General features: G+C 43.7%; 23 protein-coding genes. 20 read left to right on the forward strand and 3 right to left on the reverse strand.

Going from position 1 to position 24,010, the window contains the following annotated elements; translation table 11 throughout:
- Positions 1 to 87 precede the first annotated feature (87 nt).
- Positions 88 to 1,281: a cation diffusion facilitator family transporter gene (locus I2E70_RS01010; protein WP_031576616.1), complete on the reverse strand. Its 1,194-nt coding sequence runs from the start codon at positions 1,279 to 1,281 to the stop codon at positions 88 to 90.
- A 198-nt stretch (positions 1,282 to 1,479) separates the two neighbouring features.
- Between I2E70_RS01010 and pcrA the strand changes: the two genes are divergently transcribed.
- The 3 genes from pcrA to I2E70_RS01025 all read left to right on the forward strand — a co-directional run bounded on the left by pcrA (position 1,480) and on the right by I2E70_RS01025 (position 5,929).
- Positions 1,480 to 3,765 carry a DNA helicase PcrA gene (gene pcrA / locus I2E70_RS01015; RefSeq protein ID WP_195423018.1) on the forward strand — a complete coding sequence of 762 codons (2,286 nt, stop codon included), beginning with the start codon at positions 1,480 to 1,482 and terminating at the stop codon, positions 3,763 to 3,765.
- An 85-nt stretch (positions 3,766 to 3,850) separates the two neighbouring features.
- A complete protein-coding gene (locus I2E70_RS01020; RefSeq protein ID WP_195423020.1) occupies positions 3,851 to 5,125 on the forward strand; it encodes a DUF2130 domain-containing protein in 1,275 nt (424 codons plus the stop codon).
- A 3-nt stretch (positions 5,126 to 5,128) separates the two neighbouring features.
- Entirely contained in the window at positions 5,129 to 5,929 is an 801-nt protein-coding gene (locus tag I2E70_RS01025; protein ID WP_414375096.1) for an alpha/beta fold hydrolase, read from the forward strand.
- A gap of 36 nt (positions 5,930 to 5,965) precedes the next feature.
- On the opposite strand, the gene I2E70_RS01030 is transcribed toward I2E70_RS01025, so the two are convergent.
- A complete protein-coding gene (locus I2E70_RS01030; RefSeq protein ID WP_195423022.1) occupies positions 5,966 to 7,282 on the reverse strand; it encodes an FAD-containing oxidoreductase in 1,317 nt (438 codons plus the stop codon).
- Positions 7,283 to 7,460: 178 nt separating this feature from the next.
- On the opposite strand from I2E70_RS01030, the gene truB reads away from it, so the two are divergent.
- The 13 genes from truB (at position 7,461) to I2E70_RS01095 (ending at position 19,929) form a co-directional block, all read left to right on the forward strand.
- Positions 7,461 to 8,357 carry a tRNA pseudouridine(55) synthase TruB gene (gene truB / locus I2E70_RS01035; RefSeq protein WP_195423024.1) on the forward strand — a complete coding sequence of 299 codons (897 nt, stop codon included), beginning with the start codon at positions 7,461 to 7,463 and terminating at the stop codon, positions 8,355 to 8,357.
- A gap of 4 nt (positions 8,358 to 8,361) precedes the next feature.
- Positions 8,362 to 9,282: a bifunctional riboflavin kinase/FAD synthetase gene (locus I2E70_RS01040; RefSeq protein WP_195423026.1), complete on the forward strand. Its 921-nt coding sequence runs from the start codon at positions 8,362 to 8,364 to the stop codon at positions 9,280 to 9,282.
- A gap of 172 nt (positions 9,283 to 9,454) precedes the next feature.
- Positions 9,455 to 9,856 (forward strand): Spx/MgsR family RNA polymerase-binding regulatory protein, encoded by a 402-nt coding sequence (locus I2E70_RS01045; protein ID WP_009732658.1) that lies wholly within the window; start codon positions 9,455 to 9,457, stop codon positions 9,854 to 9,856.
- A 12-nt stretch (positions 9,857 to 9,868) separates the two neighbouring features.
- Entirely contained in the window at positions 9,869 to 10,147 is a 279-nt protein-coding gene (locus tag I2E70_RS01050; protein ID WP_003003480.1) for a UPF0223 family protein, read from the forward strand.
- Complete coding sequence (locus tag I2E70_RS01055; RefSeq protein ID WP_049474796.1) at positions 10,137 to 10,907, forward strand: inositol monophosphatase family protein; 771 nt, start codon at positions 10,137 to 10,139, stop codon at positions 10,905 to 10,907. The genes I2E70_RS01050 and I2E70_RS01055 overlap by 11 nt, the downstream gene beginning before the upstream one ends.
- On the forward strand, positions 10,908 to 12,212 hold the full coding sequence (locus tag I2E70_RS01060; protein WP_049474795.1) for an RsmF rRNA methyltransferase first C-terminal domain-containing protein: 1,305 nt from the start codon (positions 10,908 to 10,910) through the stop codon (positions 12,210 to 12,212).
- A 106-nt stretch (positions 12,213 to 12,318) separates the two neighbouring features.
- Positions 12,319 to 13,185 (forward strand): phosphate ABC transporter substrate-binding protein PstS family protein, encoded by an 867-nt coding sequence (locus I2E70_RS01065; RefSeq protein ID WP_049474794.1) that lies wholly within the window; start codon positions 12,319 to 12,321, stop codon positions 13,183 to 13,185.
- Between the two features lie 16 nt (positions 13,186 to 13,201).
- Entirely contained in the window at positions 13,202 to 14,113 is a 912-nt protein-coding gene (pstC, locus tag I2E70_RS01070; protein ID WP_003003307.1) for a phosphate ABC transporter permease subunit PstC, read from the forward strand.
- Positions 14,103 to 14,987: a phosphate ABC transporter permease PstA gene (gene pstA / locus I2E70_RS01075; RefSeq protein ID WP_003006597.1), complete on the forward strand. Its 885-nt coding sequence runs from the start codon at positions 14,103 to 14,105 to the stop codon at positions 14,985 to 14,987. The genes pstC and pstA overlap by 11 nt, the downstream gene beginning before the upstream one ends.
- A gap of 10 nt (positions 14,988 to 14,997) precedes the next feature.
- Positions 14,998 to 15,801 carry a phosphate ABC transporter ATP-binding protein PstB gene (gene pstB, locus I2E70_RS01080; RefSeq protein ID WP_003011874.1) on the forward strand — a complete coding sequence of 268 codons (804 nt, stop codon included), beginning with the start codon at positions 14,998 to 15,000 and terminating at the stop codon, positions 15,799 to 15,801.
- Positions 15,802 to 15,830: 29 nt separating this feature from the next.
- Positions 15,831 to 16,589, forward strand: a complete 759-nt coding sequence (gene pstB / locus I2E70_RS01085; protein WP_003003393.1) for a phosphate ABC transporter ATP-binding protein PstB — start codon at positions 15,831 to 15,833, stop codon at positions 16,587 to 16,589.
- A gap of 12 nt (positions 16,590 to 16,601) precedes the next feature.
- Positions 16,602 to 17,255: a phosphate signaling complex protein PhoU gene (phoU, locus tag I2E70_RS01090; RefSeq protein ID WP_031577047.1), complete on the forward strand. Its 654-nt coding sequence runs from the start codon at positions 16,602 to 16,604 to the stop codon at positions 17,253 to 17,255.
- A gap of 130 nt (positions 17,256 to 17,385) precedes the next feature.
- A complete protein-coding gene (locus I2E70_RS01095; RefSeq protein ID WP_070465656.1) occupies positions 17,386 to 19,929 on the forward strand; it encodes a M1 family metallopeptidase in 2,544 nt (847 codons plus the stop codon).
- Between the two features lie 56 nt (positions 19,930 to 19,985).
- On the opposite strand, the gene I2E70_RS01100 is transcribed toward I2E70_RS01095, so the two are convergent.
- Positions 19,986 to 20,519 (reverse strand): biotin transporter BioY, encoded by a 534-nt coding sequence (locus I2E70_RS01100; RefSeq protein ID WP_003006609.1) that lies wholly within the window; start codon positions 20,517 to 20,519, stop codon positions 19,986 to 19,988.
- A 206-nt stretch (positions 20,520 to 20,725) separates the two neighbouring features.
- Here I2E70_RS01100 and I2E70_RS01105 point away from each other — a divergent pair, with 206 nt between their 5' ends.
- From I2E70_RS01105 to I2E70_RS01120, 4 genes are all read left to right on the forward strand, one after another.
- A complete protein-coding gene (locus I2E70_RS01105) occupies positions 20,726 to 21,220 on the forward strand; it encodes a hypothetical protein (protein WP_070465659.1) in 495 nt (164 codons plus the stop codon).
- A gap of 135 nt (positions 21,221 to 21,355) precedes the next feature.
- The gene (locus I2E70_RS01110) at positions 21,356 to 22,036 is read left to right on the forward strand and encodes a response regulator transcription factor (protein ID WP_037607818.1); all 681 of its coding nucleotides are present in this window, start codon (positions 21,356 to 21,358) and stop codon (positions 22,034 to 22,036) included.
- A complete protein-coding gene (locus I2E70_RS01115; protein ID WP_049490912.1) occupies positions 22,020 to 23,381 on the forward strand; it encodes a sensor histidine kinase in 1,362 nt (453 codons plus the stop codon). The genes I2E70_RS01110 and I2E70_RS01115 overlap by 17 nt, the downstream gene beginning before the upstream one ends.
- A 29-nt stretch (positions 23,382 to 23,410) precedes the next feature.
- A complete protein-coding gene (locus I2E70_RS01120; RefSeq protein WP_003006623.1) occupies positions 23,411 to 23,791 on the forward strand; it encodes a VOC family protein in 381 nt (126 codons plus the stop codon).
- Positions 23,792 to 24,010 lie beyond the last annotated feature (219 nt).

Here is a 24,010-nt window from a genome sequence, read left to right on the forward strand (position 1 = left end):
CCGAAAGGCTATTTTTTCTTACAAAAAAACTACTGCAAAAAAGAATTGCAGTAGCTTTTTATTCTGGTTAGATTGAGGTAGAGGGTTCTATTTTTTCTGTTTACTGGTAATTTGGTGAAAGACCTTTTGCCAGTGTTCATGACGCCGCCAGAGACTGGTATGGATCTGGTCATTTAACTCATAGCGAATCAATTTGGTCTTTTGACTGATAGATTCAATTTCGAAATTCTTAAAGGGAATTTGATGTTCTTCCTGCAAACGGACCAGGTCCTCTTTGTGGCTTTCTTGGCCATACTCATTGATGAGGGTGAAGTTGTCTGCTAGGAGGGTTTGGTATTCCTGCTGAGCCTGCAAGCGTTCCTCATAGGTCTTTAATTTGAGAAGGACATTGTCCAGAATCTCATCTTCAGGGATAGAACTTGGCTCCACATGGACATCGATATCAAAGACGCCAAACTGTTCCTTGAGAAGGCGCTCGACCTCTTCGGTAATAGCATGGCTCTCATAAACAGAGAGGTCTGGATTCATTTCGATGACGACATCTAGGTAAATGTTGCTTCCGTAAGTCCGTCCCCGTTGGGATTTGACCCGGCTGACCTTTGGCAATTCCAGAATAGCCGCCTTGTATTTATCCAGGAGACTTTCATCAAAACCATCGGAGAGGCTGAAGGAGGATTCAATGAAAATGTCGTAGGCAGTTTTTAGGATAAAGAAGGTAATAACGATGGCCACTAATTGGTCCACAATCGGATAGTTAAGAGCACTAGCTCCAATCGCAACAGAGGTTCCTAAAGAAGTGACCACGTCAGACAGGTTGTCTTTGGCAGCTGCCTTGAGGGCCTTGGATTGAGCTTTCTTAGCTAAAGTCCGGTTATAAAGATAGACCGCAAACATGACAAGGGCTGATCCAACTCCGACAATGGCCCCTAAAGGATCAATGACAGTGGTTTCCCTACTGAGGATTTTCTGAACGGTATCTCGTAGGACATCGAAGCCCACATAAAACATGATGATGGAAGTTACCAGGCTAGCTAGATCTTCAATCTTCCAATGACCAAATCGGTGGTCGCGGTCAGCTGGCTGGCGGGCCATGCGAATGCCGATGAGAAGGGCGACGTTACTGATAATATCGGATAAGTTATTAAAACCATCCGCGACCAAACTGGAGGAGTGAAGGAGATGTCCTGTTGCTAATTTAGCTGCGGAAAGAATCAGGTAGGCGACAATACTGATCAGGGCTCCACGTTCGGCTAGTTTTAAATTACTTTGTGATTGATTCACTGATAACTCCTCCAGGCTTCTGTAGATTTCCTCCTAAGCGAAAAACTTGGATCGTTGTTAATGAGGAAATATTCGTTCTTCTTAAGCCTTTATTATAGCCTTTTTGAGTGCAAAATTCAAATGATGCCAACTGTTTCCAAAAGGAGAAAGGGCGAAAATGTGGTATAATAGAACGATTGAATGAATGAGGAGTATGAGATGAATCCTTTATTGAATGGTATGAATGATCGCCAGGCAGAGGCGGTCCAAACGACAGAAGGTCCCCTTTTGATCATGGCGGGAGCTGGTTCTGGTAAGACACGTGTCCTGACCCACCGGATCGCTTACTTGATCGATGAAAAAATGGTCAATCCTTGGAATATTTTGGCCATTACCTTTACCAATAAAGCCGCTCGGGAGATGAAGGAGAGGGCCTATCAGTTAAACCCAGCGACTCAAGATTGCTTGATTGCCACCTTCCACTCCATGTGTGTGCGTATCCTCCGTCGAGATGCGGATCATATTGGCTACAATCGCAACTTTACCATTGTCGACCCAGGTGAGCAACGGACCTTGATGAAGCGGATTTTGAAGTCCTTGAACTTGGATCCTAAGAAATGGAATGAACGGACCATCTTGGGGACCATTTCCAATGCCAAAAATGACTTGATTGATGAAGTGGCCTATGTTGCCCAGGCTGGAGATATGTATACCCAGATTGTCGCCAAGTGCTATGAGGCTTACCAAAAGGAACTCCGTCAGTCAGAAGCAGTAGACTTTGATGATTTGATTATGCTGACCTTGCGTCTTTTTGATCAGCATCCAGATGTGCTGACCTATTACCAGCAGAAGTTCCAATACATCCACGTAGACGAGTATCAAGATACCAACCATGCCCAATACCAGTTGGTCAAACTCTTGGCTTCACGCTTTAAAAATATCTGTGTCGTTGGGGATGCGGACCAGTCTATTTATGGCTGGCGGGGAGCAAATATGCAGAATATCCTGGACTTTGAGAAGGATTATAAGGAAGCTAAGGTCGTCCTCCTAGAAGAGAATTATCGCTCGACCAAGACGATCTTGCAAGCAGCCAATGATGTCATCAAAAACAATCGCCACCGCCGTCCGAAGAATCTCTGGACACAAAATGAAGACGGGGAAGAGATTGTCTATTACCGGGCTAATGACGAGCAGGATGAAGCAGTCTTTGTTGCTAAAACGATTGAAGAGCTTAGTCGCGAAGCTGGCTACAAACACCGTGATTTTGCCGTTCTCTACCGGACCAATGCCCAGTCACGGACCATTGAAGAAGCCCTGCTCAAGTCTAACATTCCCTACACCATGGTAGGGGGCACCAAGTTCTACAGCCGGAAGGAAATTCGGGATGTTATTGCTTATCTAAACTTGATTGCCAACCTCAGTGACAATATCAGTTTTGAGCGTATTATCAATGAACCCAAGCGGGGAATCGGGCCAGGTACAGTGGATAAGATTCGTGACTTTGCCCAAATGCAAGAGTCTTCACTCCTGGATGCTTCAGCCAATATCATGCTCTCAGGCATTAAAGGAAAGGCCGCTCAAGCCATTTGGGACTTTGCCAATCTCATTCTTGATTTGAGAGAAAGATTGGATCAGCTGACCATTACAGAGTTGGTCGAAGAGGTCCTTGACAAGACAGGTTATATGACGGCCCTAACCAATCAGAGAAATTTGGAAAGTCAGGCCCGCATCGAGAATATCCAAGAGTTCTTGTCTGTTACCAAGAATTTTGATGAAAATGGAGAGACCGTCGAAGACGAATCAGGTGTGGAAACCTTGAGTCGTTTCTTGAACGATCTGGCCTTGATTGCCGATACAGATGATGGAGCCCAAGAGACTTCAGAAGTCACCTTGATGACCCTTCACGCAGCCAAAGGATTGGAGTTCCCAGTCGTCTTCTTGATTGGAATGGAAGAAAATGTCTTTCCTCTTAGTCGTGCGACTGAGGATCCAGATGAGTTGGAAGAAGAACGTCGCTTGGCTTATGTAGGGATTACACGGGCAGAGAAGGTTCTCTTCTTGACCAATGCCAACTCACGTTTGCTCTTTGGACGGACTAGCTACAACAGGCCAACGCGTTTCATCAATGAAATTAGCTCGGATTTATTGTCCTACCAAGGATTAGCTCGTCCAGCCAACACTAGCTTTAAGGCTTCTTATAGCAATGGAGGCGGAACGACCTTTGGAAAAGGGATGAGCCTGTCACAAGCTCTTCAAGAGCGCAAGAGACAAGCAGCTCCAAGTACTCTCACGTCATCAAGCCTCCCCTTTGGCAATAGCAACCGTTCTAGCGCCAAAGAGAGCGTCGCTTGGTCCATTGGCGACATTGCCATTCACAAGAAGTGGGGTGAAGGAACCGTGCTTGAAGTATCTGGTAGTGGTAGTACCCAAGAACTCAAGATCAACTTCCCAGAAGTGGGGCTCAAAAAACTCTTGGCCAGTGTTGCTCCGATTGAAAAGAAATAAACTGAAACCAGTAAGCTTAGCTTGCTGGTTTTGATTTTACAGGTGGCATGATATAATATACTAAGAATAGAGAAAGAGGCATGCTATGAACGAAATCAAGTGCCCCAACTGTGGGGAAGTCTTTACAGTCAACGAAAGTCAATACAGCGAACTCTTGTCACAGGTACGGACAGCTGAGTTTGACAAGGAAATTCATGAGCGGATTCGGCAAGAGTTGGCTTTAGCTGAGCAAAAGGCCCTTAATGAACAGCAAGAGAAGTTAGCAAAGAAGGACCAAGAAATTGCCCAGTTACAGAACCAGATTCAACAGTTTGATACCGAAAAAGAATTGGCCAAAAAAGAGGTGGAGCAAACGGCTAGCCAAAGCCTGCTAGAGAAAGAAAAAGAAGTGCAAGCACTGGAAAATCAGTTGGCCACCTTGCGCTTGGAGCATGAGAATCAACTGCAAAAAACACTGTCTGATCTAGAGAAAGAAAGAGATCAGGTCAAAAATCAGCTCCTATTACAAGAAAAAGAAAACGAGCTTTCTCTGACTTCTGTTAAGCAAAACTATGAGGCTCAGCTAAAGGCGGCCAATGAACAGGTCGAGTTCTACAAGAATTTTAAGGCCCAACAATCAACCAAGGCCATCGGGGAAAGTCTGGAGCAGTATGCGGAAAGTGAATTCAACAAGGTTCGCAGTTTTGCCTTCCCAAATGCCTATTTTGAAAAGGACAACAAGGTCTCTGCACGTGGGTCTAAAGGCGACTTTATCTTCCGTGAATGTGATGAAAATGGAGTGGAGATTATCTCCATTATGTTTGAGATGAAGAATGAAGCTGACGGGACAGAGAAGAAGCATAAGAATGCGGATTTCTACAAGGAGTTGGACAAGGATCGTCGAGAAAAGAACTGTGAATATGCCGTTTTGGTGACCATGCTTGAGGCAGATAACGACTACTTCAACACAGGAATTGTCGATGTCAGTCATGAGTATGAGAAGATGTATGTGGTCCGTCCTCAGTTCTTTATCCAGATCATTGGACTCTTGCGCAATGCGGCCCTCAATTCCCTGAAGTACAAGCAGGAATTGGCGCTTGTCCGTGAACAAAATATTGATATTACCCACTTTGAAGAGGACCTAGATGCCTTTAAAGTAGCCTTTGCTAAGAACTACAATTCTGCTTCTGTCAACTTTGGCAAGGCCATTGATGAAATCGACAAAGCCATCAAACGGATGGAAGAAGTCAAGAAATTCTTGACCACATCAGAAAACCAACTCCGCCTCGCTAACAACAAGTTGGATGATGTTTCCGTTAAAAAATTGACACGGAAAAATCCAACCATGAAAGTTAAGTTTGATGCTCTGAAAGGAGAATAATCTTTGTATTCAGCTAAGAACGCTACCTTGTCCATGAATGGGAAAACCATGGACTATGTAACATTTGGTAAAGGTAAACAGCCATTAGTAATCATACCAGGCTTGGGTGATGGACTACAGACGGTTAAAGGTATGGCTATGCCTTTTTCAATCACATACCGTATACTTGCCAAACGTTACAAAATTTATGTTTTTTCTCGAATCAATGAGCTGAGACAGGGCTATACAACGCGGGATATGGCAGCAGATGTAGCAGAAGCAATGGAGGCGCTGAACTTAGATACATCTTATGTTATGGGGATTTCGCAAGGTGGAATGATTGCCCAATGGTTGATGGTGGATTTCCCTGAAAAGGTTCAAAAGCTCATCTTAGCCGTGACTACTGCAAAACCTAGTCAACTTGCTAGAGAGCGAATTGAGCATTGGCAAAAGCTTAGTCAATCTGGAACTTTTAGAGACCTCATTCTGGATATTGCAAAGCATTCTTACACGCAAAAGAGTTATCAAAAGTGGCGGTTGCTTTATAATATTATGGGTCGCTTGGGGCGAATCAAAGATGAAAATAGAATAGCCATTCAGTCTCAGTCTTGCCTGGAACATAATAGCCTTGAGGTCTTAAAAGAAATTCAGTGTCCAACCTTGGTCCTTGGTGCGCTTGAAGATGATGTGATTGGTGTGGACGGATCCAAGGAACTGGCAAAAGCAATTTCGGGTTGTCAGCTCCTTATTCTAAAGCATTCTGGGCATGCTCTTTATGAAGAAAATAAAGCATTTCAAGAGGCTGTCTGTGAATTCTTAAATTAAAAAAAGCTGGAATATTTTCCAGCTTTTTTATGTTAGTTAAATCGCAAAGAGATCGTTTAGGTTTTCTGCCATGGTTGGGTGGGTAAAGATTTGTTTTGCAATGTAAGTATAAGGGATCTTGTTGTCCATGGCCATGGTGATCTGGTTGATGATTTCGCCTGCAGCTTCTCCAAAGAGTGTCACTCCAAGAATTTCTTTAGTTTCTGGGTTGACCACGGCTTTGAAGGCACCTCGAAGGTCTGCATTGACATGTCCACGAGGCATGGCAGCAACTGGCAATTCTTTAACAGCAACTGGAAGTCCTTTGTCACGTGCTTCTTGCTCGGTCAAGCCGACTTGGGCAAGTGGAGGAGCAATAAAGAGTGTTGTCGCATAATTTCTACGAGTTTCAAGATTGTAGCTACCATCGCCTGTAAGATAGTTGAAGACAATGCGGAAGTCATCGAGTGACATGTAGGTGAATTGAGGGCCACCATTGACATCGCCAACTGCAAAGACACCAGGGACGCTGGTTTCTAAATGACGGTTGACTTGGATCGCTCCACGATCAGTGACTTGGATGTCTGTGTTTTCAAGACCAAGTCCAGTTGTGTTTGGCTTACGTCCTGTTGCGTAGAGAAGGATATCGAACTCAAAGTCTCCCTTATCTGTGACAACCGTTAAGCTGTTTTGGCCATCTTTGATTTCTTGGGTATGAACACCTTGCAAGAATTGAATACCGTCTTCTTCAAGGTAGCTTTTTGCAAGAGCTGCAATACTTGGTTCGATCCGTGGCAAGAATGTGTCCGCAGCATCCAATACTGTTACTTGGCTGCCCAAGGTATTGTAGAGATGAGCAAATTCCAATCCAATTGGTCCACCACCAAGGACGCCCAGGCGTTTAGGTAGGTTTTCCAAACGTTGAATACCGGTTGAATCCACAGCAAATTTACTTTCAGCCAATCCTGGAATCGGAAGGACATTTGGCACAGCACCAGTATTAATAATAATGGTTTCAGCTGTCAATTCTTCCTTTTCATCTCCAGCTTGAATTTCGATGACCTTGTTAGAAACGAAACGAGCTGTCGCGTCGATAATATCTACACCAGTTCCAGCAATAGTTGCATAGTTCTTGCCGTTGAGACGAGTAGTGACTGCATTTTTCTCATTCATAGCTTGCTCAAAATCCAAGCCTTTTTCTGCTGCAACAATCAAGGTCTTGGTTGGAATACAAGCGATATTGATACAAGTACCACCATACATAGACTTGCTCTTTTCAATCAGAGCAACTTTTTTTCCTTGGCTTGATAATTTCGCTGCGAGTGTTTTACCAGCTTTACCAAATCCAATCACAATAACATCATACATTAACATATGTTACACCTTCTTTCGATTTCTATTGTATCAAACCCGTTTTAAAAAGTCTGAAATCTGCTACGGGATTTTTAGGAGGTCATGGGAAGGGGGAAAGAGGGACAAGAAGTCTTGTTCGTGGTATAATAAAGGGTCGGTGACCCGGATGGTCACACAAGAGTTAGAAAGAGCAAATCAGATGGACGGAATTATCAATATAAAAAAAGAAGCAGGCATGACCTCACATGATGTGGTTTTTAAACTGAGAAAAATCTTAGGAACTAAGAAGATCGGACATGGGGGAACGCTGGATCCAGATGTGGTGGGAGTGCTTCCGATTGCAGTTGGCAAGGCGACCCGGATGGTCGAATTTATGCAAGATGAAGGCAAGGTCTATGAAGGAGAAATCACTTTGGGATTTTCTACCACGACGGAGGATGCCAGTAGGGAAGTCGTAGAGCGGACCCCAGTGGAATCCCCTTTAGATGCAGCAGAGGTCGATCGCATGATTGCCCAAATGGTGGGAGAAATCGAGCAAGTACCACCTATGTATTCCGCGGTCAAGGTCAATGGACGTAAGCTCTATGAATATGCGCGGGCAGGAGAAGAAGTGGAACGCCCTGTCCGGCAGGTAACCATTTATGAATTCACACGCACCAGTGAGATTGGCTACGAGGAAGGTCTAGCCCGTTTTCGTTTCCGGGTCAAATGCAGCAAGGGCACCTATATCCGGACCTTGTCTGTGGACCTTGGTCAGAAACTGGGCTATGCTGCCCATATGTCTCATCTGACACGGACCAGTGCTGCCGGTTTGTTACTGGCTGATGCCCTGACCTTGGAAGAAGTGGCTGAAAAAGTAGCCCAAGGAGATTTGAGCTTCCTTCATCCTCTTGAAATTGGGACAGGAGATCTAGAAAAAGTAGAGCTGACAGCAGAAGAGGTTGGCGAAGTCCAAGTAGGACGCTTTATTCCAGTCGAGAGCGAAGCCAGAGAGTTAGCTGCTTTTTACCAAGGGAAATTGGTAGCCATTTTAGAAAAAAGAGAAGAACTTTACAAACCTCGAAAAGTTTTTCTAACAGAAAGTGTGTTACAATAAATTCATGAATATTCGTACGATAACAACTACTAACCAGATCCACTTAGAGAATGAGACAGTTTTGGTTCTGGGCTACTTTGATGGCCTGCATCTGGGGCATCAAGAACTCTTTAAAAAGGCGCGTCAGATCGCGGATGAAAAAGGCTTGAAGGTTGCTTTGTTAACCTTCCCTGAATCTCCTAAGTTGGCCTTTGTTCGCTACCAACCAGAATTGTTGCTCCATTTGCAAAGCCCTGAGGATCGGTTCCAAAAATTAAACGAACTAGGAGTGGATGAGCTCTTTCTCATTGATTTTACGACTGATTTTGCTTCTAAAACAGCTAAAGAATTTGTTGATCAATTTGTCAAAGCCTTGAGAGCCCGAGTTTTAATTGCTGGATTTGATTATAGTTTTGGCTCTGATAAGAAAACTGCCTCTGACTTAGCTGCTTATTTTGATGGTCAGGTGGAAGTCATTTCTCCTGTATTGGATCAGGGGGAAAAGATCAGTTCGACCCGCATCCGTCAAGCTGTCATAGAAGGACGGGTCAAAGAAGCTGCACGGTTGCTTGGTCATCCCTTGTCCAGTCGGGGAATTGTTGTCCATGGAGATGCGCGTGGTCGGACTATTGGTTACCCTACAGCCAATCTAGCGCCAATCGATCGGACCTATCTACCATCAGATGGAGTCTATGTAGTTGATGTCGATTTTAAAGGGCATACCTATCGGGGCATGGCTTCTGTCGGGAAGAATATTACCTTTGATGGGAAGGAGCTTCGGTTTGAAGTCAATCTTTTTGACTTTTCAGGAGACATCTACGGTCATACCCTGACCATTCACTGGTTAGATAAGATTCGAGAAATGGTCAAATTTGATGGGATAGATCAACTAGTGGCTCAACTAGAAGAAGATGAAGCAGTTTCACGAAACTGGACCGAGGATTAGGAAGCTACCTAGTCCTTTTTTCTGCTGTCTTTTGGGGAATAATGAAAGTGGTTTCTTTTTTTCTACTGAAATTCAGAAAAATCGTCGAGAAATCAAAAAAGCGCTTTTCAAGCACCTAATTTTTTTGTATAATAGAGTTAGATAGTTATATATAAAAAAAGAAGTGAACCACATGATTACATTATTTTTATCACCGAGTTGTACATCATGTCGAAAAGCTCGGGCTTGGTTAAAAAAGCACGATGTTCCATTTAAAGAACACAATATAATGACAAGTCCTTTGAGCAAACAGGAGTTGACAAGTATATTGGCCTTGACCGAAAACGGAACAGACGACATTATTTCAACTCGTTCAAAAATTTTTCAAAAATTGGATGTTGATGTTGAAGATTTATCGATCTCAGCCTTGATTCATCTGATTGAGGAAAATCCAAGTCTCTTACGGAGACCGATTATTTTAGATAACAAGCGCATGCAAATCGGCTTTAACGAAGACGAAATTCGGGCCTTCTTGCCGCGGAGTTATCGAAAACAAGAGTTACGCTCTGCCACTCTAAGAGCAGAAATAAACTAAGAAGTATGTCGAATGCAAAAAAATTATAGTTACCCACTGGACTTATCGTGGAGCACTGAAGAGCTTGCTTCAGTGCTTTCTTTTTTCAATAAAGTTGAAGAAGCCTATGAAAGTAAGGTAGAGGCCAAAGAATACATGGAAGCCTACCGCGCTTTTAAGAAGGTCGTGCCTAGTATCGGAGAAGAAAAACGTCTCGGACGGGAGTTCGAAGAAGTGAGCGGTTATTCTCTCTATCGTGCGACCCAGGCTGCAAAGCAAAAAGAGGAAGGATGGTTTTCTCTTGAAGAATAAATTAGAGTTTGCCAAACAAATCGTTTTAGAGGCTGGAGACTACTTGCGTCTTCATCTCCATGATGACTTGATGATCTCAAAAAAGACTGGGCCGACAGATTTGGTGACCCAGATGGACCAACAGGTTCAAAAGGATTTGGTTGAAAAAATCACAAATCGCTACCCAGAAGATCGGATTTTTGCGGAGGAAGATGGCCTTCGTTCACCGATTTCAGAAGGATCCGTTTGGGTGATTGATCCCATTGATGGGACCAATAATTTTGTGACCCAAAAGGAAGATTTTGCGGTCATGGTGGCCTATTTCGAAGACGGAATCGGTCGGTTTGGCCTGATCTACGATGTGATGCGGGATCACCTTTTTTTCGGGGGTGGAGAATTCCCAGTTTATCGCAATGAGGTTGAATTGACGCCCTTTGTAGATCAGCCTCTGGAAAACCTTTTGATTGCGTCAAATGTCGGTATGCTTGAGAAAAATGACTGGGGAATGGCCGATCTTGGCATGGATTCACTAGGAATCCGGGTCTATGGCAGTGCCGGTATTAGTTTTTCAAAAATTCTCTCAGGTGGGATTTTAGCTTACTTTAGCTATATCTGGCCATGGGACTATGCAGCCGCAGCGATCATGGGCGAACGGTTAGGCTATACCGTCCTAAATCTAAATGGGGATAAACCTAATTACCAGACAGTCGAACCCATTATGATGGTTCCAAAGGTGAAGTTAACAGAGATTCAAACCTATCTTAAGAAAGGGAGAAGTTAAATGAATTTTCCCCATGGTTTTAAAGAAAAATACCAGCATCTTCTAGGTGAGGATGCTGCTGCTTTTTTTGCGACCTTTGATCAAGAAGCAGTAGCAGCCTTTCGCACCAATCCTTTGAAAGAAGCACAAAAAGTATTTGATGATCCGATTCCCAATACTCCTTGGGGTCATTATGGAAAGGTCTCAGGGAAATCCATCGAACACGCAACGGGCTTGGTCTATTCACAAGAACCAGCAGCTCAGATAGTGGCCCAAGTCGCCCAGCCGAAGCCAGGGATGAAGGTCCTAGACTTGGCCGCAGCACCTGGTGGTAAGACGACGCAACTCTTGTCTTATTTGGACAATCAAGGACTCTTGGTCTCCAATGAAATCCACAAGGGACGCTCGAAAATTCTCGTAGAGAATGTCGAACGTTTCGGTGCCCGAAATGTATTGGTGACCAATGAGTCTGCCGATCGTCTGGCCAAAGTTTTCTCAGGCTTTTTTGATCTGATTGTACTAGACGCCCCGTGTTCAGGTGAGGGGATGTTCCGTAAGCAACCAGATGCCATGGACTATTGGTCCATCGATTATCCTCGAGAGTGTAGTCTTCTTCAAAGAGAAATTCTAGAGGATGCTCTCAAGATGTTGGTTCCAGGTGGTTCCTTGGTTTATTCAACCTGTACCTGGGCTCCTGAGGAAAATGAAGAGATCGTATCCTGGCTCTTAGATAATTTTGATCTAGAATTGGAAACGATCGAGAAGATCAATGGTATGGCAGAAGGCATTGACCATCCAGAAACGGCGCGCATGTATCCTCATCTCTTTAAAGGGGAGGGACAATTTGTTGCTAAGTTCCGTTATCTAGGAGAGAATCGTCCTGCCAAAATCCCTTCCAAAAAGGACCAATTATCTGCGGAGCAAAAGAAATGGTGGCAGGAGTTTTCTAAGAAACACTTGAAGATCACTCTAGAAGGTGTCCTCGAAACCTTTGGTGACGAACTCTACTTGGTTCCGCTTGATTTACCAGATTTGCGAAAAGTAAAAATCGCCCGAAATGGTTTGCACCTAGGGACCTTCAAGAAAAATCGATTTGAACCTAGTTTTGCCTTGGGCCTTGCTCTGAAACCGAGTGAGGTAAAAGAGACCGTTTCGATCACGCCTGAAGACTTTGTTCATTATGTGGCGGGAGAGACGGTTCAATTGAAGGAAACGCATCCAAATGGATGGTACCAGGTCCTTGTCGAAGGCAATGGTTTGGGCTTTGCCAAAGTGACCGGACAGACCCTGAAAAATTTCTATCCAAAGGGGCTTCGTTTTAGGTAAAATGCTGGGCAAAGAACTCGTTCTATGATATAGTGGGAGTACAGGTTTTTTTGAAAAAACTTGTCAAAATCATAAGTGAAATAGTGAAATATCAAGGAGACATGATTTGAAAAAGTCTAAAAAGCTGATCCTAGGACTAGCGACGATCGCATTAGCAGGAAGTTTATCTGCTTGTGCTTCTTGGATCAATCGCGGAGAATCCATCACTGCTGTCGGATCGACTGCCTTACAACCCTTGGTTGAAGGAGTAGTAGATCGCTACATTGAAGAACATCCTGGTAAGATTGTAAATGTACAAGGAGGAGGTTCTGGTACAGGACTTTCACAAGTTCAATCAGGCGCTGTGGACATCGGAAATAGTGACCTCTTTGCAGAGGAAAAATCTGGGATCGATGCCTCTAGTCTGGTCGACCATCAGGTAGCCGTAGCAGGAACAGCCATCATTGCCAATAAAAATATCTCAATCGACAATTTGACAACGGAGCAATTGCGAAAGATCTTTACGGGTGAATATACCAACTGGAAGCAATTGGGAGGTCCAGATCTTGAAATCACGATTGTGAACCGGGCGGTTGGTTCTGGTAGCCGAGCTGTCTTTGATGCCATTATCATGGATGGCAAACAACCCAAGCAGGCTCAAGAGCAAGACTCTAATGGAATGGTGAAAAACATCGTTTCTCAAACGCCAGGAGCCATCTCTTATCTAGCCTTTACCTATTTGGATAGCAGTGTCAAAACCATGAAGCTTAATGGCTATCAACCAACCAAAGCCAATGTTGTCAACAATAACTGGCCAATCTGGTCCTACGAACACATGTATACCAAAGGAAAACCCAATGAGTTGTCTAAAAAATTCATTGACTACATGATGACCGATGAGGTTCAGCAAAAGGTTGTTGGTAAGATGGGTTATATCCCGATCAATGACATGAAAGTCACCCGTGATTTAAAAGGGAATGTGTCAAAAAAATAAAAGAATTAGGTAAAAAATGAACGAAGTAGCAAAAAAAATGCTGACGAAATCAAAAAACTCCCGCCTAGAAAAATTTGGGAAAACCATTACTTTTTTATGTATGAGTTTGATTGTTGTCGTCGTTGCCATGATTTTGATTTTCGTGGCCCAAAAAGGTTTATCGACTTTCTTTGTCAATAAAGTCAATATCTTTAGTTTTCTATTTGGGAGTACTTGGAATCCTGCTGCAAAGGAATTCGGAGCCCTACCAATGATTCTAGGTTCCTTTATTGTAACCTTGCTTTCTGCCCTCTTGGCAACGCCGTTTGCCATTGGTGCAGCAGTTTTCATGACAGAAGTCTCCCCCAAAGGAGCTCGTTTCTTGCAACCAGCCATTGAGCTCTTAGTGGGGATTCCTTCAGTTGTTTACGGATTCATTGGCCTTCAAGTGGTCGTCCCATTTACGCGTAGTCTCTTTGGAGGGACTGGTTTTGGGATCCTCTCAGGGGTCTTTGTCCTCTTTGTTATGATCCTGCCAACTGTTACCTTTATGACGACCGATAGCCTCCGAGCTGTGCCCCGTCATTACCGGGAAGCTAGTATGGCTATGGGTGCGACACGCTGGCAAACCATTTGGCATGTCACGCTCAAGGCAGCCCGCTCAGGAATCTTTACAGCGGTTGTCTTTGGTATGGCGCGTGCCTTCGGGGAAGCCTTGGCTATCCAGATGGTGGTCGGAAACTCGGCAGTGGTACCAACCTCGCTCACTACACCAGCTTCCACCCTCACCTCTATTTTGACCATGGGAATCGGAAATACCGTCATGGGTACGGTCAATAACAATGTTCTTTGGTCACTCGCCTTGGTATTGCTCCTCATGAGTCTTGCCTTTAACAGTGTGATTAAACTGATTACGAAAGAAAGAGGTAAGAAGAACTATGCACGCTAAACGAATGGATAAAATTGCGACAGGAGTGCTGTATGCTATTTCCGGGATCATCGTTGCGATTCTTGCCTCATTGATCCTTTATATCTTGGTCCGTGGCTTGCCCCATGTATCTTGGCACTTCTTGACTGGGAAATCTTCTTCTTACCAAGCAGGAGGAGGGATCGGAATTCAATTGTATAATTCCTTCTTCCTCTTGGTCATTACCTTGGTGATTTCCTTCCCACTTTCTCTTGGAGCTGGGATTTACCTCTCTGAGTACGCTAAAAAAGGTCGCTTGACCAATTTGGTTCGTACCTGTATTGAGATCTTGTCTTCTTTGCCATCTGTCGTTGTAGGTCTCTTTGGTTACCTGGTCTTCGTTGTCCAGTTCAAATACGGATTTTCGATCATTTCAGGGGCCTTGGCCTTGACCGTCTTTAACCTGCCACAGATGACCCGCAATATCGAAGATAGCTTGCAGCACGTTCACCATACGCAGCGCGAAGCAGGTCTAGCACTGGGCTTGTCTCGCTGGGAAACTGTGATTCATGTTGTGGTACCAGAAGCTCTTCCAAGTATTATCACCGGGGTCGTCTTGGCCTCAGGACGGATCTTTGGGGAAGCTGCTGCCTTGATCTATACTGCAGGTCAATCGGCTCCAGCCCTTGATTGGTCAAACTGGAATATCTTTAGTGTGACCAGCCCGATTTCGATCTTCCGTCAGGCTGAAACCTTGGCTGTCCATATCTGGAAGGTCAACAGTGAAGGGACTATTCCAGACTCGATCGAAGTCTCAGCTGGTTCTGCCGCAGTTCTTTTGATCTTTATCTTGATCTTTAACTTTGGAGCTCGCAAACTCGGAAGTTACCTCCATAAAAAACTAACATCTGCTTAAAGGAGAAGAAATGTCAAAATACAATTGGGATGAGAGACACATCATTACTTTTCCTGAAGAAAAGGTGGTTCTATCGACCAAAGATTTGCATGTCTATTATGGAACGAACGAGTCCATTAAAGGCGTCGACATGCAGTTTGAAAAGAATAAGATTACAGCCTTGATCGGTCCTTCAGGATCTGGGAAATCAACCTACCTCCGTAGTTTGAACCGGATGAATGATACCATCGATATTGCGCGTGTAACGGGTGAAATTTGGTATGAAGGAATCGATGTTAATCGTCCAGATATCAATGTTTATGAAATGCGCAAGCACATTGGGATGGTTTTCCAACGGCCCAATCCTTTTGCCAAATCGATTTATAAAAACATCACCTTCCCGCATGAACGCGCTGGGGTGAAAGACAAGAAGATCTTGGACGAATTGGTCGAAACTTCTTTGAAACAGGCAGCTCTATGGGATCAGGTCAAGGATGATCTTCATAAATCAGCCTTGACACTTTCAGGTGGCCAACAGCAACGGCTCTGTATCGCGCGGGCCATCTCTGTGAAGCCAGATATCTTACTCATGGATGAGCCAGCTTCAGCGCTTGATCCGATCGCAACAGCGCAATTAGAAGAAACCATGCTTGAGTTGAAGAAGAATTATACCATTGTCATCGTGACCCACAGCATGCAACAAGCAGCCCGTGCTAGCGATTATACCGGTTTCTTCTACCTAGGAAACCTCATCGAGTACGATAAGACTTCGAATATTTTCCAAAATGCGAAATTGCAATCGACCAACGATTATGTATCGGGTCACTTTGGATAAAGTAAAATGACAACAAAAAGGAAAATAGAATGACAGAACCAATTTTGCAAGTCAAGGACTTGTCGGTTTATTACAATAAAAAGAAGGCGCTAAATAGCGTCTCCTTGGACTTTGCTCCAAAGGAGATCACAGCCTTGATTGGTCCTTCAGGATCAGGGAAATCTACCCTTTTAAAAGCCATTAACCGCATGGGCGACCTCAACCATGAGGTCACCACTACAGGAACCATCCTCTACAATGGACATAATATCTACGGACCACGGACCGATACGGTCGAATTGCGTAAGGAAATCGGAATGGTCTTCCAACAGCCCAATCCTTTCCCAATGTCCATTTATGATAATGTGACCTATGGCTTGATGATTAATGGTGTCAAGGACAAGGCTGTCTTGGACGAAGCAGTTGAAACCTCTTTGAAACGCGCATCCATCTGGGATGAAGTCAAGGATCGCTTGCATGATTCAGCTATCGGACTTTCTGGTGGTCAGCAACAGCGGGTCTGTGTGGCGCGGGTCCTTGCGACCAGTCCAAAGATTATTCTTTTGGATGAGCCAACTTCAGCGCTGGATCCAATTTCAGCTGGCAAGATTGAAGAAACCTTGTATGGACTAAAAGACCGCTACACCATGCTCTTGGTGACACGTTCCATGCAACAAGCAAGTCGGATTTCCGATAAAACAGCCTTTTTCTTGGATGGGGATTTGATTGAGTACAATGACACCAATGAAATGTTCTTGAACCCAGCTAAGAAAGAAACAGAAGACTATGTCTCTGGTAAATTTGGATAGGAAGAAAATAAAATGTTACGAGTTCAATTTGAAGAAGATTTAGAGAAGTTGCATAACCAGTTTTATGCAATGGGAAATGAAGTGTTGAGTCAGATCAACCGTACGGTCCGTGCTTTCGTGACCCATGACCGTGAATTGGCCCGCCAGGTCATCGAAGATGATGCGGAGATCAACGACTACGAAGTGAAATTAGAGCGTAAATCCTTTGAGATTATTGCCCTTCAACAGCCCGTTTCACAAGACCTTCGTGTCGTGATGACTGTCTTAAAAGCGGTCTCTGACTTAGAGCGGATGGGTGACCACGCAGTATCAATTGCCAAGGCAACCATTCGCATGAAAGGGGAAGTCCGTATTCAATCTGTTGAGGAAGAGATCAGCAAGATGGGCCGTGAAGTCAAAGATTTTGTCGAAGCGACACTAGATGTTTACCTCAAAGGCGATGTGGATTTGGCCTATGAAGTTGCTTCACGAGACGAAGTCATCAACCATTACTTCGATAGCATCCAAGAATTAGCAACAGAAGAAATTCGGAAAAATCCAGAGTCCATCGTGACCGGACGGGATTATTTCCAAGTGATCAACTTCTTGGAACGCATCGGAGATTATGCAAAAAACATCTGTGAATGGGTGGTTTACTTCGAAACAGGTAAAATTATCGAAATGTAAGATCATGGAGTCTTTTCGATATCAGACGGGCATTCTAATGCTTGTCTTTTCTTTTATCTTAACTTTGTGATAAAATAGTTTTATTAGGGCTTTTGATTGGAAAAGCGTGAAACATTTAAAGGAGGAAATTATGCAAGCAGTTGCACATTTTGTAGAAACATTCGTTCCAGAACATTATGAAGTGTTTTTGGATTTAAGTCGTAAAACTAAGACCTTTAGCGGTCGTGTGGTGATCACAGGTCAAGCCAAGGCGGACAAGATCTCGCTTCACCAAAAGGATTTGACCATTGAAACAGTAGAGGTAGCAGGTCAAGCTCGTCCATTTACGGTTGATGATGCCAATGAAGCAGTTTATGTTGAATTGGAAAGCACAGGTCAAGTGACAGTTACCCTGACCTATTCTGGTAAGATCACAGACAATATGACAGGGATTTACCCATCTTACTACAGTATTGATGGTGTGAAGAAGGAAGTCCTCTCAACTCAGTTTGAGAGCCATTTTGCGCGTGAAGCCTTTCCAAGTGTGGACGAGCCTGAAGCCAAAGCAACGTTTGATCTTTCTTTGAAATTTGACCAAGAAGAAGGTGAAATTGCCCTTTCAAATATGCCTGAAATCGATGTGGAGAACCGCAAAGAAACAGGCATTTGGAAATTTGCTACGACTCCACGGATGTCTTCTTACCTCCTTGCCTTTGCTGCTGGAGATCTTCAAGGGATCACGGCCAACACAAAAAATGGCACTCTCGTAGGTATCTATTCAACCAAGGCCCATCCGTTGAAAAACTTAGAATTTTCTCTTGATGTCGCTGTACGAGTCATCGAATTTTATGAAGACTATTATGGCGTGAAGTATCCAATTCCTCAATCCCTTCATGTAGCGCTTCCTGACTTCTCAGCTGGAGCCATGGAAAACTGGGGCTTGGTGACTTACCGTGAAGTCTATCTCCTCGTAGATGAAAACTCAACTGCAGTTAGCCGTCAACAAGTTGCTCTTGTAGTTGCTCACGAATTGGCTCACCAATGGTTTGGTAACCTGGTAACCATGAAGTGGTGGGATGACCTCTGGTTGAACGAAAGTTTTGCCAACATGATGGAATATGTATCTGTCAATGCCATCGAACCAAGCTGGAATATCTTTGAAGACTTCCAAACAACAGGTGTTCCATTGGCCTTGAAACGCGATGCAACTGATGGGGTTCAATCTGTCCATGTGGAAGTCAAACACCCTGATGAAATCAATACTCTTTTTGACCCAGCCATCGTCTACGCTAAAGGTAGCCGTCTCATGCATATGCTTCGCCGCTGGTTAGGGGATGATGCTTTCCGTAAAGGACTCAAAGCTTACTTTGAAAAGCACCAATACGGCAATACCATCGGTCGTGACCTTTGGAATGCTCTAGGTGATGCATCTGGCCGTGATGTAGCAGCCTTCATGGATTCTTGGTTGGAACAACCTGGTTATCCAGTCCTTACAGCAGTGGTGGAAAATGATACCTTGAAGATCACTCAAAAACAATTCTTCATTGGGGAACATGAAGACCAAGGCCGTCAATGGGTTGTGCCATTGAACAGCAACTGGTCTGGTATTCCAGATACACTTGAAACAGAAACGCTTGAAATTCCAGGTTATGCTGCCCTTGCTGCTGCAAATAGTGAACCGCTTCGTTTCAATACGGAAAATACAGCCCACTACATTACCGATTACCAAGGAGAACTCTTGGATGCGATTGTAGACAACATGGCTTCCTTGGATAACTTGAGCAAGCAACAAATCCTTCAAGAACGCCGTCTCTTGGCAGAAAGTGGTGTCATCTCTTATGCAAGCCTCTTACCAGTTATCGAGAAATTGACCCAAGAAAGTTCTTATTTGGTTGTATCAGCAGTTTCATCAATCCTTCAAGGTCTCAGCCTCTTTGTGGATGAAGGAACTGAAGTAGAAGCAGCTTATAAGAAATTGCTCGTAACCTTCAACCAATTCAACTTTGAACGCCTTGGTTTTGAACCAAAAGCCGGAGAAGCCGATGAAGATGAAATGGTCCGTCAATTGGTTATTTCAAATATGATCAAGGGAGACGATGCCAAAGCAAGCGCTAAAGCAAGTGAAATCTATGCAGCCCATGCAGAGGATATCAGCAAGCTTCCAGCCGCTATTCGTTTGCAAATCTTGATTAACCAAATCAAACACCATGAAAGCAAAGAATTGACTGATTTGTACTTGAACACTTATGCTCAAGCGACAGATGGTAACTTCAAGCGTCAATTGTCTACAGCTCTGGCTTATACAACCGATGCAGACACAGTTGAAAAGATTTTGACAGAGTGGAAGAACAAGGATGTTGTGAAACCACAAGACTTAGCAATGAGTTGGTATTTCACCTTCTTACATCATGAGTTCACTCAAGAATCTGCCTGGACTTGGGCGCGTGAAAATTGGGAATGGGTCAAAGCAGCCCTTGGCGGAGACATGAGCTTTGACAAGTTTGTCATCTACCCAGCCAATACCTTCAAAACAGCAGAGCGCTTAGCAGAATTCAAAGCCTTCTTTGAACCACAATTGTCTGATATGGCTATCAGCCGAAACATCAGCATGGGAATTAAAGAAATTGCAGCTCGTATTGATCTTATCGAGCGGGAGAAAGCAGCAGTAGAAGCCGCTATCCTTGCGACAAAATAGATTTAAAAAAATCGATACAGAAATTTCTGTATCGATTTTTTAGTGGACTTTGTATCTTATTTGAAATACCAGTGGTGTTTGAGGCTGGCAAAAATTGCCTTGCTGGTGATCGTGATGATGACCAGTTTGATGAGGTCAGCAAGGATAAAGGGAGCAACGACCAAAGTAAATGCTTTTTGGAGATCGGTATGCGTGACCAGCATAAAGCCGATAGCTCCTGACACAAAGAGGAGAGCACTACTGAGGAGATTGGCCAAAAAGATAGTGACAAGGCTGGATTTAGCACTCGTGAACAGAGACGTGATCCATGCTCGGAATGGGAAGAAGAGGAGGAAACCAGCAGTAGGACCAAGGAAATGCGAAGCGCCACCAGCACCGCCGGCAAATACTGGAAAACCTAAGAAGCCTAAAAGTAGGTAGAGACAGACTGTGACAAAGGCATGGCTGGGTTTATAGATGGTCCCGATGATCCCGATCATGAGTGTCTGCAGGGTCAAAGGAATTGGACCAAAGGGAATGGTGAATTGAGATAGGACGGAGATCATGGCCACTCCAATGGAGATGAGAACTAAGGGAAAGATTTTCTTCATAACAGTTAACCTCGTATTTATTTTATGGTAACTATTCTACAATAAGGGGCTCAACCTGTCAATAGCCCACACTTGTTTTAGGATTTTTTAAGTAAAAATTTAGGCAGGCTTAAGACTCCTGAAGTATAATCGCTTTACTAAAGGATCGAGCTCCCTTTAAATTTTTAAAAGACAAGTGCTTGTACAAAAAGATAAAAGGTAAAAAGATGAATCAAAAAGAAACAAAACAAGTAGTCGAAACGCAAGAATCCAAAGAAAAAATGGTTGTCCTAAAACGAAGTCCTAAGTGGTGGATTGGCATGGCAGCAGTTGGTGGATTGTTAGTTGGTGCTGGAAGCGGCTTTGGTGTCGGTGTCATCGCCTCTCAATCCTCCAATAACCAACAATTTTCTCAACCAGTCCAAACGGGTCAGAACCAAGGATCTAATCAGCAACAAAATAGCCAAAATGGCCATGCTTCACAAGGAAACCAGCAAAATGGTGGCCAAGGACAAGGCGGCCCACAAGGTGGCGGACCTGGTCAGATGCCACAGGAAGGCAATGGTGGCCCACAAGGGAATGGTCCAGATAACGGCATGAACCAATCTGGCGGACAAGAAGGGAACCAGGGTTCCTCTAAAAAGTCCAACAAGAAGAATTCAAAAAATAAAAACAAGACGAGTGATAGTCAAAGTAACAAAGAAAACACGACAAATTCATAGAATAAGCCTTCCTCAGGCAGGCTGAATTTGATCATAAAACCAGGTTCTAAAGTATAGGAAATGAAGGCAAGTCGTGTTATAATGGTTAAGAATAGATTAGAAAGACTCGCTCACGAAAGAGAAGAGGATACGACAATGATTAAAATTCTATTGGTCGAAGATGACCTTGGTTTATCAAATTCAGTATTTGATTTTTTAGATGATTTTGCGGACGTCATGCAGGTCTTTGACGGAGAAGAAGGTCTTTATGAAGCAGAAAGCGGGATCTATGATTTGATTTTACTGGACCTCATGCTTCCTGAAAAGGACGGTTTCCATGTCTTGAAAGAATTGCGTGAAAAAGGCGTGACAACCCCTGTTTTGATCATGACAGCTAAAGAAAGTCTGGATGACAAGGGGCACGGCTTTGAGCTGGGAGCAGACGATTACCTCACCAAGCCTTTCTACCTAGAAGAGCTTAAGATGCGGATTCAAGCTCTCTTGAAGCGCTCAGGAAAGGTCAATGAAAACACCCTTAATTATGGCAATTTGAAGGTCAATTTATCTACCAATTCGACTTATGTGGATGGGAAAGAAGTGGAACTTCTTGGGAAGGAATTTGATCTTCTGGTCTACTTCCTTCAAAACCAAAATGTCATCCTTCCAAAAACACAGATTTTCGATCGCCTTTGGGGCTTTGACAGTGATACGACCATCTCTGTTGTTGAGGTCTATGTTTCAAAAATCCGTAAAAAATTAAAAGGTACCGATTTCGTTGAGAGCTTGCAAACATTGCGCAGTGTGGGGTATATCTTAAAAGATGCTAACCAGAATTAAGAAAACCGTCGGAGAAGATGATTTTTCCTACTTCATCCGATATTTTGGGCTCTTTACCTTGATATTCTCGGCCATGACCTTGATTATCATTCAGGTCATGCGCTCGAGTCTTTATACAACTGTTGATGAGAACCTCAAGACTCTCAGTCAGGATCCCTACTCGCTTGTAGCGATTGCTTATCGAGACCAGCGACAGTCAAATACCAAAGGAGATGATAATGATCATGAGATGATGATCCCAGATCATGATAAATCAGAACCTAAAGGGGATGTCACATCCAATACCACTGTTGTTTTGCTCAATAAAAAATATGAAAACTTGACAACCGGTAATGGGTTTTTAAACTTCAAAACGGTGACGTTTGGTCGAAAGCTCCTCAACAAGGTTTCCCAGCTTCAAATTACAAATAGCTATGGGAAAAAAGAAAGTTACCGGGCCTATATGGCAGAGTTGAGTTTATCTGATGATGAAAGTGATAGTGATATCAAGTATGCGGTTGTCATGACCAATATCAGTCAGCTAGAGCAGACCAGTGAAGAGCACGAAAGTCAAATCGCCCTCATCATGATCTGCTTCTGGGGAATCTCCTTATTCGCTAGCCTCTTCTTAGCACGTCTCAGCGTCAAGCCCCTTCTTGAGAGTATGCAAAAGCAAAAGGCTTTCGTGGAAAATGCTTCCCATGAGTTGCGGACGCCTTTAGCAGTTCTGCAAAATCGCCTCGAAACGCTTTTTAGAAAGCCTGAAGCGACCATTATGGAATCGAGTGAGAATATTGCATCCAGCTTGGATGAAGTTCGAAATATGAAGCTTTTGACTACCAACCTTCTCAATATTGCCCGAAGAGATGACGGCTTGAAGCCAGAGATGGAAGATATCGAACCAAGCTTTTTCGATCAGACCTTCTCGAATTTTGAGATCATTGCAGAAGAAAATGGCAAAATCTTCCGAGGAGACAATCAGGTGGACAAAGTCATTTGTTCTGATCGAACGCTCCTCAAGCAATTGATGACCATTCTCTATGACAATGCCTTGAAGTATACCGATGAAGATGGTGAGATCCAGTTTGAAGTTCAATTGAAGGATAAAAATCTTCTTTTGAGAGTGCTGGATAATGGTCCAGGGATTCGAGATGAGGATAAGAAACGGATCTTTGATCGTTTTTACCGGGTCGACAAGGCCAGAACTCGTCAAAAAGGTGGATTTGGCTTGGGATTATCCCTCGCTAAGCAGATCGTAGAAGCCTTTAAAGGGACTATTCAAGTCAAAGATAATAAACCAAAAGGGACTATCTTTGAAGTGAAATTATCCATTAAGACGGAAAGTCGTAAAAAAAATCGTTCATAATCTTTAAAAGATAGAAAAGAGGAAAACCTATGAGTTCAAAAATGTTGCACACTTGCCTTCGTGTGGAAAACTTAGAAAAATCAATCGCTTTTTACCAAGATGCTTTTGGTTTTGAAGAAAAACGTCGGAAAGATTTCCCAGACTACAAGTTCACGATTGTTTATTTGGCCTTGCCTGGAGATGACTATGAGCTGGAATTGACTTACAATTATGATCATGGTCCATATGTCATCGGAGATGGCTATGCTCACGTTGCCTTGAGTACTCCTGATCTAGAAGGTTTGAATGCTGAACACAAGGCTAAAGGCTATGAAGTGACGGAACCAAAAGGTCTTCCAGGAACGCAACCGAATTACTATTTCGTTGTAGATCCGGATGGGTATAAAGTAGAAGTCATTCGCGAAAAATAAGAGGGATTAAAAATTAGGGGGCTGGGACAAAAGTCCTAGCCTCTCAATTATTTTTGGATTGTCGAGCAAGACGCAGTGGTTGAGCGGGCTCTACTACGCTGATTTCATCAGCTTTTACAGCCCTACTCAACTGTGCGGAGGTGGGACGACGAAATCGAATTCTAACGAATTACCGATTTCTGTCCCACTCTCTCTTTTTTATGAAACCATTTTCAAAAA

It is taken from the genome of Streptococcus parasanguinis, from assembly GCF_015556095.1.
GTDB classification, from domain to species: domain Bacteria; phylum Bacillota; class Bacilli; order Lactobacillales; family Streptococcaceae; genus Streptococcus; species Streptococcus parasanguinis_Q.